General features: G+C 69.7%; 15 protein-coding genes. 10 read left to right on the plus strand and 5 right to left on the minus strand.

Annotated elements, in window-relative coordinates; genetic code table 11:
• The first annotated feature begins 3 nt into the window (after positions 1-3).
• The 4 genes from uvrC to whiA are packed head-to-tail and all read left to right on the plus strand — an operon-like array spanning position 4 to position 4,899.
• Positions 4-2,022, plus strand: coding sequence for an excinuclease ABC subunit UvrC (gene uvrC / locus MCHUDSM44219_RS08765; RefSeq protein WP_048417848.1), 2,019 nt, complete (start codon positions 4-6; stop codon positions 2,020-2,022).
• Positions 2,019-2,909: an RNase adapter RapZ gene (gene rapZ, locus MCHUDSM44219_RS08770; protein WP_048417849.1), complete on the plus strand. Its 891-nt coding sequence runs from the start codon at positions 2,019-2,021 to the stop codon at positions 2,907-2,909. Before uvrC ends, rapZ begins: the two co-directional genes overlap by 4 nt.
• On the plus strand, positions 2,906-3,925 hold the full coding sequence (gene yvcK, locus MCHUDSM44219_RS08775) for a uridine diphosphate-N-acetylglucosamine-binding protein YvcK (protein ID WP_048417850.1): 1,020 nt from the start codon (positions 2,906-2,908) through the stop codon (positions 3,923-3,925). Before rapZ ends, yvcK begins: the two co-directional genes overlap by 4 nt.
• Positions 3,922-4,899: a DNA-binding protein WhiA gene (gene whiA / locus MCHUDSM44219_RS08780; RefSeq protein ID WP_109777661.1), complete on the plus strand. Its 978-nt coding sequence runs from the start codon at positions 3,922-3,924 to the stop codon at positions 4,897-4,899. Before yvcK ends, whiA begins: the two co-directional genes overlap by 4 nt.
• A 27-nt stretch (positions 4,900-4,926) precedes the next feature.
• Here whiA and MCHUDSM44219_RS08785 read toward each other — a convergent pair whose 3' ends face one another.
• Both MCHUDSM44219_RS08785 and MCHUDSM44219_RS08790 read right to left on the minus strand, forming a co-directional pair.
• Complete coding sequence (locus tag MCHUDSM44219_RS08785) at positions 4,927-5,571, minus strand: hypothetical protein (protein WP_048417852.1); 645 nt, start codon at positions 5,569-5,571, stop codon at positions 4,927-4,929.
• Complete coding sequence (locus MCHUDSM44219_RS08790) at positions 5,568-6,836, minus strand: threonine/serine exporter family protein (protein ID WP_236695404.1); 1,269 nt, start codon at positions 6,834-6,836, stop codon at positions 5,568-5,570. The genes MCHUDSM44219_RS08785 and MCHUDSM44219_RS08790 overlap by 4 nt, the downstream gene beginning before the upstream one ends.
• Before the next feature lie 31 nt (positions 6,837-6,867).
• On the opposite strand from MCHUDSM44219_RS08790, the gene MCHUDSM44219_RS08795 reads away from it, so the two are divergent.
• The 5 genes from MCHUDSM44219_RS08795 to secG all read left to right on the plus strand — a co-directional run bounded on the left by MCHUDSM44219_RS08795 (position 6,868) and on the right by secG (position 10,954).
• Positions 6,868-7,581, plus strand: a complete 714-nt coding sequence (locus MCHUDSM44219_RS08795) for an ABC transporter substrate-binding protein (protein ID WP_048417853.1) — start codon at positions 6,868-6,870, stop codon at positions 7,579-7,581.
• Between the two features lie 86 nt (positions 7,582-7,667).
• Positions 7,668-8,690, plus strand: coding sequence for a type I glyceraldehyde-3-phosphate dehydrogenase (gene gap, locus MCHUDSM44219_RS08800; protein WP_048417854.1), 1,023 nt, complete (start codon positions 7,668-7,670; stop codon positions 8,688-8,690).
• Between the two features lie 6 nt (positions 8,691-8,696).
• Positions 8,697-9,905, plus strand: a complete 1,209-nt coding sequence (locus tag MCHUDSM44219_RS08805) for a phosphoglycerate kinase (RefSeq protein WP_048417855.1) — start codon at positions 8,697-8,699, stop codon at positions 9,903-9,905.
• A 10-nt stretch (positions 9,906-9,915) separates the two neighbouring features.
• A complete protein-coding gene (tpiA, locus tag MCHUDSM44219_RS08810; protein WP_082162117.1) occupies positions 9,916-10,701 on the plus strand; it encodes a triose-phosphate isomerase in 786 nt (261 codons plus the stop codon).
• Between the two features lie 19 nt (positions 10,702-10,720).
• Entirely contained in the window at positions 10,721-10,954 is a 234-nt protein-coding gene (gene secG / locus MCHUDSM44219_RS08815) for a preprotein translocase subunit SecG (RefSeq protein WP_048417856.1), read from the plus strand.
• Here the strand turns inward: secG and MCHUDSM44219_RS08820 are convergent.
• Complete coding sequence (locus tag MCHUDSM44219_RS08820) at positions 10,951-12,201, minus strand: NAD(P)/FAD-dependent oxidoreductase (RefSeq protein ID WP_048417857.1); 1,251 nt, start codon at positions 12,199-12,201, stop codon at positions 10,951-10,953. The genes secG and MCHUDSM44219_RS08820 overlap by 4 nt on opposite strands.
• A gap of 59 nt (positions 12,202-12,260) precedes the next feature.
• On the opposite strand from MCHUDSM44219_RS08820, the gene ppc reads away from it, so the two are divergent.
• Positions 12,261-15,056, plus strand: coding sequence for a phosphoenolpyruvate carboxylase (gene ppc / locus MCHUDSM44219_RS08825; protein ID WP_109777663.1), 2,796 nt, complete (start codon positions 12,261-12,263; stop codon positions 15,054-15,056).
• On the opposite strand, the gene MCHUDSM44219_RS08830 is transcribed toward ppc, so the two are convergent.
• A complete protein-coding gene (locus MCHUDSM44219_RS08830) occupies positions 15,057-16,364 on the minus strand; it encodes a DUF2252 domain-containing protein (RefSeq protein WP_048417859.1) in 1,308 nt (435 codons plus the stop codon).
• Entirely contained in the window at positions 16,364-16,738 is a 375-nt protein-coding gene (locus MCHUDSM44219_RS08835; protein ID WP_048417860.1) for an ATPase, read from the minus strand. The genes MCHUDSM44219_RS08830 and MCHUDSM44219_RS08835 overlap by 1 nt, the downstream gene beginning before the upstream one ends.
• Between the last annotated feature and the right edge of the window lie 54 nt (positions 16,739-16,792).

The following is a 16,792-nucleotide window of genomic DNA, read 5'->3' on the forward strand; positions in this document are numbered from 1 at the left end:
TCCGTGCCCGATCCAGCGACGTACCGACCCGCTCCCGGGTCGATCCCCGTCGAACCGGGTGTCTACCGTTTCCGCGACCCGCACCGCCGGGTGATCTACGTCGGCAAGGCCAAGAGTCTGCGCAGCCGGCTCAACTCGTATTTCGCCGATCTGTCGGGTCTCGCGCCGCGCACCCGCCAGATGGTGATGACGGCCGCCAGCGTCGAGTGGACGGTGGTCACCACCGAGGTCGAGGCGCTGCAGCTCGAATACAACTGGATCAAGGAGTTCGATCCCCGGTTCAACATCCGCTACCGGGACGACAAGTCCTATCCGGTGCTCGCGGTGACGCTCAACGAGGAGTATCCGCGGCTGAAGGTGTACCGGGGTCCGCGCCGCAAAGGCGTGCGGTACTTCGGGCCGTACTCGCATGCCTGGGCCATCCGCGAAACCCTGGACCTGCTCACCCGGGTGTTTCCCGCCCGCACCTGCTCGGCCGGAGTGTTCAAGCGGCACAGCCAGATTGACCGGCCCTGCCTGCTGGGCTACATCGACAAGTGCTCGGCCCCGTGCGTCGGGCGGGTGAGCGCCGAGCAGCACCGCCAGATCGTGATGGACTTCTGCGACTTCCTCGCCGGCAAGACCGACAAGCTGATCCGCGAGATGGAACAGCAGATGAACGCCGCGGCCGAGGAGCTGGACTTCGAGCGGGCCGCCCGCCTGCGGGACAACATCGGCGCGATGCGCCGCGCGATGGAGAAGCAGGCCGTGGTGTTCGGCGACGGCACCGACGCCGACGTGGTGGCCTTCGCCGACGACGAACTGGAAGCCGCGGTGCAGGTGTTCCACGTGCGCGGCGGACGGGTCCGGGGGCAGCGCGGCTGGATCATCGAGAAGTCCGGCGAGCCGGGCGAATCGACGCTGTCCTATCTCGTCGAGCAGTTCCTCACGCAGTTCTACGGTGATCAGGTCGCGCTCGACGGCGCCGCCGACGAGGGCGGCGACGAAACCACCAACCCCGTGCCCAAGCAGGTGCTCGTGCCGGTGCTGCCCGAGACGTCGGCGGAGCTGGAGACGTGGTTGTCGCAGCTGCGAGGGTCGCGGGTGTCGATACGCGTCGCTCAGCGCGGCGACAAGCGGGCGCTCGCGGAGACGGTGCAGCGCAACGCCGAGCAGGCGCTGAACCAGCACAAGCTCAAGCGGGCCGGCGACTTCACAGCGAGAAGTGCTGCGCTGCAGAGCATTCAGGACGCGCTGGGGCTCGAGGACGCGCCGCTGCGCATCGAGTGCGTCGACATCAGCCATGTGCAGGGCACCGACGTGGTGGCCTCGCTGGTGGTCTTCGAGGACGGCCTGGCCAAGAAATCGGACTATCGGCACTACGCGATCCGGGAGGCTGCCGGGGACGGGCGCTCCGACGACGTCGCCTCGATCGCGGAGGTCACGCGGCGACGGTTCCACCGCCATCTGCGCGACACCCAGCAGCCCGGGGACCTGATCGCCGAAGGCAGGTCGCGCAGGTTCGCCTACCCACCCAATCTGTTCGTCGTCGACGGCGGCGCCCCGCAGGTCAACGCCGCGGCCGCGGTGCTCGACGAGCTCGGCATCACCGACGTCGCGGTGATCGGGCTGGCGAAGCGGCTGGAAGAGGTGTGGGTGCCGTCGGAGCCGGATCCGGTCATCTTCCCGCGCAACAGCGAAGGGCTGTATCTGCTGCAGCGGGTGCGCGACGAGGCGCACCGGTTCGCGATCAGCTACCACCGCAGCAAGCGCTCGAAGCGGATGACGGCCTCGGCGCTGGACTCGGTGCGCGGGCTCGGGGAGCACCGGCGCAAGGCGCTGGTCACGCACTTCGGTTCGGTGGCGCGGCTGCGGCAGGCGACGGTCGAGGAGATCACCACGGTGCCCGGCATCGGGGTGGCCACGGCCCGGGCCGTGCTCGAGGCGCTGGGGGTGGAAACGCCCGACGGGCCTGATTCGCCGCCGGAACAGGACGCGCCGGTGGCGGTAATCGACGATGATCGAAGCACAGTGACGGGATGACAGAAGCGGGCATGCACACCGAATCCGGCGGAATCGACGTGGTCCTGGTGACGGGGCTCTCGGGTGCGGGCCGCGGGACGGCGGCCAAGGTCCTCGAGGATCTGGGCTGGTACGTGGCGGACAACCTGCCGCCGGAGCTGATCGCGCGGATGGTCGACCTCGGCCTGGCCGCGGGCTCCCGGATCACCCAGCTGGCCGTCGTGATGGACGTGCGGTCACGCGGGTTCACCGGCGATCTGGACGGGGTGCGCAGCGAGCTGGCGGCGCGCAGCATCGCCCCGCGGGTGGTGTTCCTCGAGGCGTCCGACGACATCCTGGTGCGCCGCTACGAGCAGAACCGGCGCAGTCACCCGCTGCAGGGCAACCACACCCTCGCCGAGGGGATCGCAGCCGAGCGCGCCTTGCTGGCGCCCGTGCGCGCCGGCGCCGACCTGGTCATCGACACCTCGTCGCTGTCGGTGCACGGCCTGCGGGAGAGCATCGAACGGGCCTTCGCGGCCGAGACGGTGGCCAACACCAACGTCACGGTCGAGTCGTTCGGCTACAAGTACGGGCTGCCGATGGACGCCGACACCGTGATGGATGTGCGCTTCCTGCCCAACCCGCACTGGGTGGACAATCTGCGCCGGCACACCGGTCAGCATCCCGATGTCCGCGACTACGTCCTCGGCCAACCCGGCGCCGTGGAGTTCCTCGACTCCTACCATCAGCTGTTGGACGTCGTGATCGACGGCTATCGGCGGGAGGGGAAGCGCTACATGACCGTGGCCATCGGCTGCACCGGCGGCAAGCACCGCAGTGTGGCGATGGCGGAGGCGCTCGCGGAACGGCTGCAGGACGCGGCGCTGACGGTGCGGGTGCTGCACCGGGATCTGGGCCGCGAATGAGCCCGCGCATCGTCGCCCTCGGCGGAGGGCACGGGCTCTATGCCACCCTGTCGGCGGCGCGCCGGATCACCCCGCACGTCACCGCCGTCGTCACGGTCGCCGACGACGGCGGATCCTCGGGCCGGCTGCGCAGCGAGCTCGACGTCGTGCCCCCGGGTGATCTGCGAATGGCGTTGGCGGCGTTGGCTTCCGACAGTCCCCACGGCCGGCTGTGGGCCACCATCATCCAACACCGCTTCGGCGGCAGCGGCGCACTCGCCGGGCACCCCATCGGCAACCTGATGCTCGCCGGGCTCAACGAGGTGCTCGCCGACCCCGTCGCCGCGCTCGATGAGCTGGGCCGCATTCTCGGGGTCAAGGGCCGGGTGCTGCCGATGTGCCCGATGGGCCTGAGCATCGAGGCCGACGTCGTCGGGCTGGAGTCCGATCCGCGGGTCAGCCGGGCGATCCGCGGCCAGGTCGCGATCGCCACGACCGTGGGCAAGGTGCGCCGGGTGCGCCTGCTGCCCGGTGATCCGCCCGCCACCCATCAGGCGGTGGACGCGATCATGAACGCCGACCTGGTGGTCCTGGGGCCGGGCTCCTGGTTCACCAGCGTGATCCCGCATGTGCTGGTGCCGCAGCTGGTGGCCGCGCTGCGGACCACCACCGCGCGGCGCGCCCTGGTGCTGAACCTGGTGGCCGAGCCGGGGGAGACGGCCGGCTTCTCCGTCGAGCGGCACATCCACGTGCTGGCCCAGCACGCGCCGAACTTCACCGTGGGCGACATCATCGTCGACTCGTCGCGGGTGCCCAGCGAGCGGGAGCGGGAACAGTTGCGGCGCACCGCGACGATCCTCGATGCCCGCGTCGAGTTCGCCGACGTGTGCCGACCTGGTACACCTTTACATGACCCGGCGAGGTTGGCGGCGGCATTGGAGGGTGTTCTGCAACGGGGCGCGACACCCACGGGCAGACCGCCGACGGTGCCCACACCGACAGTGAACGGACCGAGAGGTGACGACCCGTGGCGATGACTGCCGAGGTCAAGGATGAGCTCAGCCGGCTCGTGGTGAATTCGGTGAGTGCTCGCCGCGCCGAGGTGGCCTCGCTGCTGCGGTTCGCCGGCGGGCTGCACATCGTGTCCGGCCGGGTGGTGGTCGAGGCCGAGGTCGATCTGGGCATCATCGCGCGCCGGCTGCGCAAGGACATCTACGACCTGTACGGCTACACCGCCGTCGTGCACGTGCTCTCGGCCAGCGGGATTCGCAAGAACACCCGCTATGTGGTGCGGGTGGCCAAGGACGGGGAGGCGCTGGCGCGCCAGACCGGTCTGCTGGATCTGCGCGGCCGCCCGGTGCGCGGACTGCCCGCCCAGGTGGTCGGCGGCAGCGTCGCCGACGCCGAAGCCGCATGGCGGGGAGCGTTTCTGGCCCACGGCTCGCTGACCGAACCGGGCCGGTCCTCGTCGCTGGAGGTCAGCTGCCCCGGTCCCGAGGCGGCGCTGGCCCTCGTGGGCGCCGCGCGCCGGCTGGGCGTCAGCGCCAAGGCGCGCGAGGTGCGGGGCAGCGACCGGGTGGTGGTGCGCGACGGGGAGGCGATCGGTGCGCTTCTGACCCGGATGGGCGCGCAGGACACCCGGCTGACGTGGGAGGAGCGGCGGATGCGCCGCGAGGTCCGCGCGACGGCCAACCGGCTGGCCAACTTCGACGACGCGAACCTGCGCCGGTCCGCCCGTGCCGCGGTGGCCGCCGCCGCGCGGGTCGAACGCGCACTGGAGATCCTCGGTGACACGGTGCCCGACCATCTGGCCGCCGCGGGCAGCCTGCGGGTGGCGCACCGGCAGGCCTCACTGGAGGAACTCGGCCGGCTCGCTGATCCGCCGATGACCAAAGATGCTGTGGCAGGCCGGATCCGGCGGTTGCTGTCGATGGCCGACCGCAAGGCCAAACAGGACGGCATCCCGGACACCGAGTCCGCGGTGACGCCGGATCTGCTCGAGGACGCCTAGCCGCGTTGAGGAGTGCGACGAAAGCAGCTAGAACTCGAGCAGATGCTCGAGCGCCTTCTTGTCGATGGCGTCGAATTCGTGGTCCTCGACGTGCATGTAGTGCCGCACCCGGTTGACGAAATCGTTTATCGCGCCGTTGAACGCGTCGACCGCGGCGTTGCGCCGGTCCGGTGAGAGCGCGCTGGTGATCTCCTGCGCGAACGCGGTGTAGATGACCCGCTGCGCGCTGTCGGCGATGTCGCTGGGCGCGACCAGGCGCAGCTCGGTGAGCAGGGTGATGGCGCGCTTGATGTCGTCTTCGAGCACCCCGGTCGCCCGCACCACCCGGAACAGGACCGCGAGCCGGTCGAGGTTCGAGGGGATCGTCGGGTCGATCTCGCGGGCCATCGTCAGGAACTGCTCGTGGTCCTCGGTGTGCGCCAGCCGCTGCGTCACCTCGGCCCACTGTGCGGAGATCTCCTTGAGACCGGCGCTGGCCACCGAGATCTCGGTCATCGCCGAGACGAACCTGACCGTCGCGTCGCGCAGCAGGTCGAACTTCTGGCGCTCCTCCTCGGCCACGGTCTGGCGTTCGTAGTTCTTCTTCGACGTCCAGTACGTCGCAATTCCGCCGACCACGGCGCCGAGCAGGCTGGCTGAGGCGGTGATCGCCGGGATCACCCAATCGGTCATGCCCTGGAGTATCGCGCCCGACCGCCGACCGTGGCGCCGACTTGGCGGCATGCGCCCCACAGCAGCAGGCCGGCCTGGATGCCCAGGGCGATCGAGATCATCGAGATGAGCGTGACCGCGACGGCACCCGAGCTGTTGTCGCCGATGAGCTCGGTGACGCCGATGAAGCCCAGCGACCCCGGCACCAGCAGCCAGAAGCCGGGCAGCAGCAGCGTCGCCGCAGACGGGGTGTTCGGCCGACCGGCGACGAACAGGGCACACAGCGCGAGAGCCAGGCCGCCGCCGAAGCCGCTGGCGTAGCTGCCCAGCGCGGCGTTACCCGCCAGCTGACCGGCATAGGACACGAACAGGATCATCAGCATCCACCCCATGAACCGGGTGGGCGGGCCGTGATAGAGGAACAGGCCGACCGCGTAGAGCGCGCATCCGGCCCAGGGCGCCCACGGTCCGAAGCGGTCCACGACGGCGACGCTGAGCTCGCTGGTGGTCAACCCCACCACTTGCGCGGCGATCAGGATGCCGAAAGCCAACTGCGCCAGGCGCATTGCGCCGGCGATGAGCCGCGCCGAGCCCGAGATCATGTCGCGGGTGCTGAGTTCGATGACGGCCAACGTGATCGCCGTGCCGGGCAGGAACATCACCAGCGCCGGTGCCAGCGCACGCAGGCTGCCCTCGCCGAGATGCAGCAGCCGGCCGGCGGTGAAGGAGCACAGCGCCACGGTGACCGCGGCCACTACGGGCAGCAGCTGTGTCAGCGGCTCGTTGCGGCGGGCCAGCAGCGCGGCCAGGCCCACGCCGAACCCGAAGACGGTCGCGGCGCCGAGCGCGACCGGGTTGGGCTGCAGGATGAGCGCGAACGCCGCGCTCTGCAGCGTGTATCCGACGACGAACGCCCAGGCGGGGAAGCGGGGCCGCATCGCGTCGATCCGGTCGAGTTCGATCAGGCCGTCCTGCGGGCTGATCTGCCCGCGCCGGGCGCGCCCGACCAGGGCGGCCAGCGGGAACGTCTGGTCGAACCGCAGATCGACTTCGGCGCTCTTCATCGCCATCGTGGCGCCGTCGGCCCGCTCGCCACCGGTCAACTGGATGTGGTTGGGCAGCACCAGCATTTCGCCGGTCACGCCGTACCGCTCGGAGCAGGTGGCCAACGTCTGTCGCACCGTTCCGATCGGGTACCCCGCGGCGATCATCGCCGCGCCCAGGCGTGCCAGGAACGTCGTCGGGGCGACGGGTGCGCGCGGCGGGTCAATCGAGAGGTCGTCCACGGGCGGCACAGTAAACCCTTACGGTGGCGACATGGCCGCATTGACCGTCGGCGTCGCCGCCCCGGATCCGCCGTTCAACGCCATGCCCGGCGACACCGGGCTGGACATCGAGGTGATGCAAGCGCTGGCCGCCAGGCTCGGCGACGACGTGACGTTCGTCGGATACGACGGGGCCGACTTCGACGGCATCTTCGACCGGCTCGGCGCAGGCGAGTACGACTGCGTCATCGCCGGAACGACGATCACCCCGCAGCGTGCGGCCAAGGCGGCGTTCCTGCCGCCCTACGTCATCTCCGGGCAGGGCCTGGCGGTCGACACCGAGCGACTACCCCACGTGCATTCGGTCGACGACCTCACCGGCCTGACCATCGGCGTGCAGCGCGGCAACACCAGCGAGGCCATCGCCGAGCAGCTGGTCGCCGACGGCAAGGCCGCCCGGGTCCGGCGCTACGACTACGGCGCGATCAGCACCGCGATCGCGGACCTCGCGGCGGGCGGCTGCGACGCGGTGATGAAGCTGGCCCCGGTGCTGGCCCAGCTGGTGCGGGCCGTTCCCGGCGTCGAGGTGGTCCAGCGGGGGCTCTCCGTCGAGGACATCGCGATCGCGGTGGCCCCCGCCGACACGGCGCTGCTGGCCCGGTTGCAGGTCGCGCAGGCCGAGCTGGAGGAGGACGGCACCCTGCAGAAACTGCGCCGCAGATGGCTGGGCAATCCCTACGTCGACCAGAGCGTCGCATCGCTCTGAGACAGGTACGGGGCAACTGAGCGCAGGGAAAGGCACACGCACTAGGCTGGCGGCCGAGCAGTTCAACGACCGAGTAGGAGAATGACGTGACGATCCGGGTAGGCGTGAACGGTTTCGGCCGTATCGGGCGCAACTTCTTCCGCGCTCTGGACGCGCAGAAGGCCGAAGGCAAGAACACCGACATCGAGATCATCGCCGTCAACGACCTCACCGACAACGCGTCGCTGGCCCACCTGCTGAAGTTCGACTCCATCCTCGGCCGGCTGCCCTACGAGGTCAGCCTCGAGGGCGAGGACACGATCGTCGTCGGCGACACCAAGATCAAGGCGCTCGAGGTCAAGGAAGGCCCCTCAGCGCTTCCCTGGGGTGACCTCGGCGTGGACGTCGTCGTCGAGTCGACCGGCATCTTCACCAAGCGCGACAAGGCCCAGGGCCACCTCGACGCGGGCGCCAAGAAGGTCATCATCTCCGCGCCGGCCAGCGATGAGGACATCACCATCGTGCTCGGCGTCAACGACGACAAGTACGACGGCAGCCAGAACATCATCTCCAACGCGTCGTGCACCACGAACTGCCTCGGGCCGCTGGCCAAGGTGCTCAACGACGAGTTCGGCATCGTCAAGGGCCTGATGACCACCGTGCACGCCTACACCCAGGACCAGAACCTCCAGGACGGCCCGCACAAGGATCTGCGTCGCGCGCGCGCCGCCGCGCTGAACATCGTGCCCACCTCGACCGGCGCCGCCAAGGCCATCGGCCTGGTGCTGCCCGAGCTGAAGGGCAAGCTCGACGGCTACGCGCTGCGGGTGCCGATCCCCACGGGCTCGTGCACCGACCTGACCGCCGAGCTGGCGAAGTCGGCGTCGGCCGACGAGATCAACGCTGCGATGAAGGCCGCCGCCGAGGGGCCGCTCAAGGGCATCCTCAAGTACTACGACGCGCCGATCGTGTCCAGCGACATCGTCACCGATCCGCACAGCTCGATCTTCGACTCAGGCCTGACCAAGGTCATCGACAACCAGGCCAAGGTCGTCTCCTGGTACGACAACGAGTGGGGTTACTCGAACCGCCTCGTCGACCTCGTCGGCCTGGTCGGCAAGTCGCTGTAACCGGCGATGGCTATCAAGTCACTCGACGACCTTCTCGCCGAAGGGGTTTCGGGGCGAGGCGTGCTGGTGCGCTCGGATCTGAACGTGCCGCTCGATGACGGCAGGATCACCGATCCGGGCCGCATCATCGCCTCGGTGCCCACGCTGAAGGCGCTGAGCGACGCGGGCGCCAAGGTCGTGGTCACCGCGCACCTGGGCCGGCCCAAGGGCGAGCCCGATCCGGAGTTCTCGCTCGGGCCGGTGGCCTCGGCACTGGCCGAGAAGCTGGGCCGGCACGTGCAGTTGGCCGGTGACGTGGTGGGGACCGACGCGCTGGCCCGCGCCGAGGGACTGACCGACGGCGACATCCTGCTGCTGGAGAACATCCGCTTCGATCCTCGCGAGACCAGCAAGGACGACGCCGAGCGCCTGGCGCTCGCGAAGGCGCTCGTGGAACTGGTGGGCGAGGACGGCGCGTTCGTGTCCGACGGCTTCGGGGTGGTACATCGCAAGCAGGCGTCGGTCTACGACGTCGCGACGCTGCTGCCGCACTACGCGGGAAAGCTCGTCGAGACCGAGGTCAAGGTTCTCGCCCAGCTCACCGAATCGACCGAACGGCCGTACGCCGTGGTGCTCGGTGGGTCGAAGGTCTCGGACAAGCTCGCCGTGATCGAGAACCTGGCCACCAAGGCCGACAGTCTGATCATCGGTGGCGGCATGTGCTTCACTTTCCTTGCTGCACAGGGTGTTTCGGTGGGCAACTCGCTTCTCGAGGAGAGCATGATCGAGACCTGCCGGAAGCTGCTCGACGACTACGGTGACGTGCTGCACCTTCCGGTGGACATCGTGGCGGCCGAGAAGTTCGCCGCCGATTCGCCGGCCGAGACGGTCGCGGCGGACAAGATCCCCGACGGCACGATGGGCCTGGACATCGGTCCCGAGTCCGTCAAGCGGTTCACCGCGCTGCTGTCCAACGCGAAGACGATCTTCTGGAACGGCCCGATGGGCGTGTTCGAGTTCCCGGCGTTCTCCGCGGGCACCAAGGGAGTGGCCGAGGCCATCATCTCCGCAACCGGCAAGGGCGCGTTCAGCGTCGTCGGCGGCGGTGATTCGGCGGCCGCGGTGCGCCAACTCGGCCTGCCCGAGGACGGTTTCTCGCACATTTCCACCGGTGGCGGCGCGTCGCTGGAATACCTTGAGGGCAAGCAATTGCCCGGTATCGAAGTACTGAGCTAGGAGACCCGACGTGCCCCATAAGCCGCTGATCGCCGGCAACTGGAAGATGAACCTGAACCACTTCGAGGCGATCGCGCTGGTGCAGAAGATCGCATTCTCGTTGCCGGACAAGTACTTCGACAAGGTCGACGTGACGGTGATCCCGCCGTTCACCGATCTGCGCAGTGTGCAGACCCTCGTCGACGGCGATAAGTTGCGGCTCACCTACGGCGCGCAGGACCTGTCCCAGCACGACTCCGGCGCCTACACCGGCGACATCAGCGGCGCCTTCCTGGCCAAGCTGGGCGCCACGTTCGTCGTCGTCGGGCACTCCGAGCGGCGGACCTACCACCACGAGGACGACGCGCTCGTCGCGGCCAAGGCGCAGGCGGCGTTCAAGCACGGCCTGATCCCGATCATCTGCATCGGCGAGCAACTCGAGGTGCGCGAGGCGGGCGATCACGTCGAGTTCAACGTGAACTCGCTGCGCGGGTCGCTGGCCGGGTTGTCGGCCGAGCAGATCGGCCGGGCGGTCATCGCCTACGAACCGGTCTGGGCGATCGGCACCGGCCGGGTGGCCAGCGCTGCCGACGCGCAGGAGGTGTGCAAGGCCATTCGCGACGAACTGGGCAACCTGGCCTCGGCCGAGCTCGCCGCGGGCGTGCGGGTGCTCTACGGCGGTTCGGTCAACGCCAAGAACGTCGGTGAGATCGTCGGCCAGCCCGATGTGGACGGCGCGCTGGTGGGCGGCGCCTCTCTGGACGCGGAGCAGTTCGCCACCCTGTCGGCGATCGCCGCGGGCGGCCCGCTGCCCTGACCCTGATATCGTGACGGCCATGGAATTGGCCCTGCAGATCATCCTGGTCGTGACCAGCGTGCTGGTCGTGCTCTTGGTTCTGCTGCACCGCGCCAAGGGTGGCGGTCTGTCCAGCCTGTTCGGCGGCGGCGTCCAGTCCAGCCTGTCCGGCTCCACCGTGGTCGAGAAGAACCTGGACCGGTTGACGCTGTTCGTCACGGGCATCTGGGTGGTCGCCATCATCGGCATGGCGCTGCAGATCAAGTACAGCTAGCTCAGCGCCTTCAGCACCGCAGCCGCGGCGCGGCGGCCGCTGACCAGCGCCCCCTGGATCGACGCGGTGTCGCGGTGGTCGCCGCACACCCACAGTCCCGACGCATCCCGAACCGGTCGGCGCACCGTCAGCGGCGGCGGCTGCACGGGCAGCGCGTCCGGGATCACATGTCGGATCACCGGCTGCCAGTCCGAGGCGTCGACGCCGAGGATCTCCGCGGCGTGCGCCCGCAGCTGGAGTTCCGCCGGCTCCGGATCACCGCGGCCCAGCAGCGCCGACGCGGCGACCAGATGGCGTCCGGGCGGCGCGTAGGTCGGTGCGGCGGCGCTGATCACCGCAGCATTGACGACGGGTCCCCGCGTGCCGGAGCGGCCGTCCACGAACAGCATCGGCGGACCCGTCCACGCGTGGTCGGTGGCCCACCAGTCCGTGACCACGCCCCGGGTCGGTACCGCCGCGCCGCCGATCCACTGCGCCGCGGCGGTCGCGTCGGTGGCGATGACCACCTGGCGAGCCTGCACCGTGGCCCCGTCGTCGGCGCTGACCCGCCATCCGCCGTCTGATGCGGTGACGTCGGCCACCCGACGGTTCAGCGTCACCCGGTCACCCAGGGACGCCGCCAGCTGCCGAGGCAGGGCGGCCATCCCGTTCTCGGGCAGTGCTGGCACCCCGAGGGCGAACATCCGGACCAGCAGCAGCGCGAACGCGTTCGACGTCGCCCCGGTGTCGTCGAGCACCACCCCGGACAGGAACCGGTCGATCACCCGGCGCAGCTCGCCGGACACCCCGCACCGGTCGAGCGCAGCCACCAGCGTGGTGTCGTCGCCGGGCGAGTGCTTCAGGTGGCCGGGGCGCAGCGCCGGGTAGGCCCACCGCGCCAGTGCCACCGCGTCACTCGGCCGCACCCCGCGCCGGGCCAGCATGCCGGGCAGCAGGGACGGCGCGCGCAGCGGATGCGCCAGCACCACTGACCCCCGCTCGCGGCGCACTCCGACTCCCGGCCCGAACGGCTGCAGTCGCAGCGCGGCGAGGTCGATGCAGGAATCGAGTTCCGGATAGGCGGGGTTGAGCACCTGGAATCCGCGGTCGCACCGGAAGCCGTCGACGACATCGGTCCGGATCCGCCCGCCCACCTCGTGGGCGGCCTCCCACACCCGCACCTCGCGGCCCGCGTTCGCCAGCATCGCCGCGCAGCGCAACCCCGCCAGCCCGGCACCGACGACGACGACCTCGGCGTCCACATCCATCCGGCCACGCTACCGCGCTCGCCATGCGGCGGAATCTGGCTGCACCGATACTGGGCACCATGCCGCAGACAGCCGACAGCGCGCTCGAACCGATCGGAGCAGTGCAGCGCACCCAGGTGGGCCGCGAAGCGACCGAACCGATGCGCGAGGACATCCGCCTGCTCGGCGCCATTCTCGGCGACACCGTGCGCGAGCAGAACGGGGATGCGACGTTCGAGCTGGTCGAGCGGGCCCGCGTCGAATCGTTCCGGGTTCGGCGGTCGGAGATCGACCGCACCGAGCTGGCGAGGTTGTTCGACGGCGTCGATGTCCACCAGGCGATCCCGGTGATCCGGGCCTTCACCCATTTCGCGCTGCTCGCCAACGTCGCCGAGGACATCCACCGCGAGCGGCGCCGGGCGGTGCACGAGGCCGCGGGTGAGCCGCCGCAGAACAGCAGCCTGGCCGCCACCTACCTCAAACTCGAGGACGCGGACCTCGACGCCGATCGGGTCGCCGACGCGCTCGTGGGCGCCCTCGTGGCGCCCGTCATCACCGCCCATCCCACGGAGACGCGGCGACGCACGGTCTTCGACACCCAGCACCGCATCACCGAGCTCATGCGGCTGCGCCTGCACGGCCATCACCGCACCGAGGACGGCCGCGACGTCGAACGCGAACTGCGCCGCCACATCCTCACGCTGTGGCAGACCGCGCTGATCCGGTTGTCGCGCTTGAAGATCCAAGACGAGATCGAGACGGGGTTGCGGTACTACCCGGCGGCGTTCCTCGAGGTCATCCCGCGGGTGAACGCCGAGGTGCGGGCCGCGCTGCAGGCCCGCTGGCCCGGCGCGGATCTCCTGACCGAGCCGATCCTGCGGCCGGGATCGTGGATCGGCGGCGACCGCGACGGCAATCCGAACGTCACCGCGGAGGTGGTGCGGCTGGCCACCGGCAGCGCCGCCTACACCGCATTCGCGCACTACTTCACCGAGCTCACCGCGCTGGAGGAAGAGCTGTCGATGTCGGTGCGGCTGGTGCACATCAGTGACGAGCTGGCCGCGTTGGCCGACTCCTGCCACGAACCCGCTCGCGCCGACGAACCATACCGGCGGGCGCTGCGTGTCGTGCACGCCCGGTTGACGGCCACCGCGCAGCAGATCCTGGACCGGCAGCCCGAACACGAACTCGACCTCGGCATGGCGCCCTACGCCGCGCCCGCCGAACTGTCGGCCGACCTGGACGTCGTCGATGCGTCGCTGCGCGCGCACGGCAGCTCGGTGCTGGCCGACGACCGGCTGGCCCGGCTGCGGGAAGCGGTGCGGGTCTTCGGGTTCCATCTCTCCGGTCTGGACATGCGGCAGAACTCCGATGTGCACGAGGAGGTGATCGCCGAGCTGTTGGCGTGGGCCGGGGTGCACCCCGACTACGCGTCGCTGAGCGAACCGGAGCGCGTCGAGTTGCTCGCCGCGGAGCTGGCCACCCGCCGACCGCTGACCGGGCCCGGTGCCGAACTCTCGGAGCTGGCGCGTAAGGAACTCGACATCGTCGTTTCCGCGGCTCGCGCCGTGGACGTGTTCGGGCCGCAGGCGGTGCCCAACTACATCATCTCGATGTGCCAGTCCGTCTCCGACATGCTCGAGGCCGCGATCCTGCTCAAGGAGGCAGGCCTGCTGGACGCCTCCGGCGAGCAGCCCTACGCGCCCGTCGGCATCGTGCCGCTGTTCGAGACCATCGACGACCTGCAACGCGGATCGTCGATTCTCGAAGCGGCACTGGATCTTCCGCTGTACCGGGCGGTCGTCGCTGCGCGCGGTGACAGCCAGGAGGTGATGCTCGGCTACTCGGACTCCAACAAGGACGGCGGCTATCTCGCGGCCAACTGGGCGCTGTACCGCGCCGAGCTGGATCTGGTCGACTCGGCCCGCAAGACGGGAATCCGGTTGCGGCTCTTCCACGGTCGCGGCGGGACGGTCGGCCGCGGCGGCGGGCCGAGCTACGACGCGATCCTGGCCCAGCCGCCGGGCGCGGTGAACGGATCGCTGCGGATCACCGAGCAGGGGGAGGTGATCGCGGCCAAGTACGCCGAACCCCGCATCGCACACCGGAACCTGGAGACGCTGCTGGCCGCGACGCTGGAAGCGACCCTGCTCGACGTCGAAGGGCTCGGGGAGGCCGCCGAGCCGGCGTATGCGGTGCTCGACGACCTCGCCGCCCGCGCCCAGCGCGCCTACGCCGACCTGGTGCACGACACACCGGGTTTCGTCGACTACTTCAAGGCGTCGACACCGGTCAGCGAGATCGGTGCGCTCAACATCGGCAGCAGGCCGACGTCGCGCAAACCCACCACCTCGATCTCCGACCTGCGGGCCATCCCGTGGGTGCTGGCCTGGAGCCAGTCGCGAGTGATGCTGCCCGGCTGGTACGGCACCGGAACCGCATTCGAGGACTACATCGCCGAGGGCGACGGACGTCTGGAGACCCTGCAGGACCTCTACCGGCGCTGGCCGTTCTTCGCGACGGTGCTGTCGAACATGGCCCAGGTGCTCGCGAAGTCCGACCTCGGGTTGGCCGCGCGCTACGCCGAACTGGTGCCCGACGAGGAGCTGCGCCACCGGGTCTTCGACAAGATCGCCGACGAACACGAACGCACCATCCGGATGCACAAGCTGATCACCGGGCACGACGATCTGCTCGCCGACAACCCGGCGCTGGCGCGCTCGGTGTTCAACCGGTTCCCGTATCTCGAGCCGCTGAACCACCTGCAGGTCGAGTTGCTGCGCCGCTACCGGTCCGGCGACGAGGACGAACTGGTGCAGCGGGGCATCCTGCTGACGATGAGCGGGCTGGCCACCGCGCTGCGCAACAGCGGCTAGTCAGGTGGCGCTGACGCCCGGGATGCGACCCTCGCGGAACGCCTCGACGAAATGCCGGTGGTCCTCACGGGCGACGGCGGCGTACTCCAGCCCGAACGCGACGATGTCGGCGACGAAGTCGTCCTCGTCGTCGCCGATCGCGGCGACGATCGCCTCCTCCGTCTGGAAGCCGACCAGCGACTGCTCGCTGTCGGAGTCGCTGACGCAGTGCACCTTGGCCACCGCCTGGCCGAGTTGGGACACGACCTCCGCCAGTTCGTCGGGTTCGGTCAGCTCCGTCCAGTCCAGGTCGGCTTCGTACGGCGAGATCTCGCTGACCACGAACCCGACGCCGTCGATGTCGGTGTAGCCCAGCAGCGGGTCGGCGTGCGCCTGCAGGGCACGCTGCGACACCGCGGTGCGGTGTCCGTGATGCAGGAAGTAGCCGTGCACCTCCGGGTCGTCGACCACCCGGCTCGGTGCGGCGACGTTGCCCTGCTTCATCGACAGCACGACGTCGTTGTCCAGCGCCTGGTTGAAGCCCTCGATGAGAAGCGTGTAGGCGGGCAGACCGGCGCTGCCGATACCGAATCCAGAGTTGGCGGTGACGTCCTTGACGTCGTAGGCGATACCGCGGAAACGCTGCGTCTCGGGGATGGTGTCGAGGTAGCGGTGGAATGCCCCGAGCACCGTGTCGCGTTCGTCGCCCTCGAGCCGCCGCGCCCCTGGGCGCTCCCGCAGACGGCGGTCACACTCGTCGACGACGGTGATCCGGTCGAGCATCTCGGCGCGGGTGGACAGCCGGGCCGACTGCAGCGCAGAAAGCACCGCACCGCGCGCGGTGTCCAGATTCAGCGAAAAGGAGGCGTCGTCATCGGTGTCGGTGAACCACCGCACCTGCGCAACGTATGCGCGGACGAACGCCGCGATGAGCGAGGAGATCTGCTCGTCGGACAGCGCCTTCTGCCAGCACATCAGCGCGATGCTGGCGGCGAAGCGCTGCAGATCCCACGTGAAGTGTCCGACGAACGCCTCGTCGAAGTCGTTGACGTCGAAGATCAGCACCCCGGCGCCGTCCATGTAGGTGCCGAAGTTCTCCGCGTGCAGGTCGCCCTGGATCCACACCCGTCCGGTGCGCTCGTCGGCCCACCGATCCTCGCGCGCCGCGACGTCGGCGTAGAACACGCACGCGCTGCCGCGGAAGAACGCGAAGGGATCCGCCGCCATCTTGCGGAACTTCGTGCGGAACGCGTCGGGGTCGGCGCTCATCAGATCCTCGAAGGCGCCGACCAGGGTGTCGACGATCTGCGATTCCCTCTCGTCGGGCATCAGCCCAACCCGGCGCCGCGCCGCAGCCGGTCGAGCACACCGCGGATCGCGTGATCGGTGGCGGCCAGCGGGGAGATCACCGACTCGCCGAGGTCGACGATCCGCTCGACGCGCGTGACGATGCCCTCCAGCCGCTCGACCACCGCGATGAGGCGCGGGGCCAGTTCGTCGATGCGGCTGATGGTGTCGTTGAACCGGGCCAGGGTGGCGTCCAGGTTGCCGGTCGAGTTGTTGAGGTCCTCGAGGGTCTCGCTCAGACCCTCCAGGATCGTGTCGACCTGCTCGACGGTGACGTCGGCGTTGAGCGCCGCCTGTGCGAGCTTGCGGATCCGCTCGGGTCCGGTCCGTACAGGTCTCCCGCTTCGGTCTGCCATGTCGGCAAGTATGACGTGCGCCCCGGGCGTCGGATACGGTGTTGGAGATGCTCA

Origin of the sequence: Mycolicibacterium chubuense, assembly GCF_001044255.1 — a bacterium.
Taxonomy (GTDB): domain Bacteria; phylum Actinomycetota; class Actinomycetes; order Mycobacteriales; family Mycobacteriaceae; genus Mycobacterium; species Mycobacterium chubuense.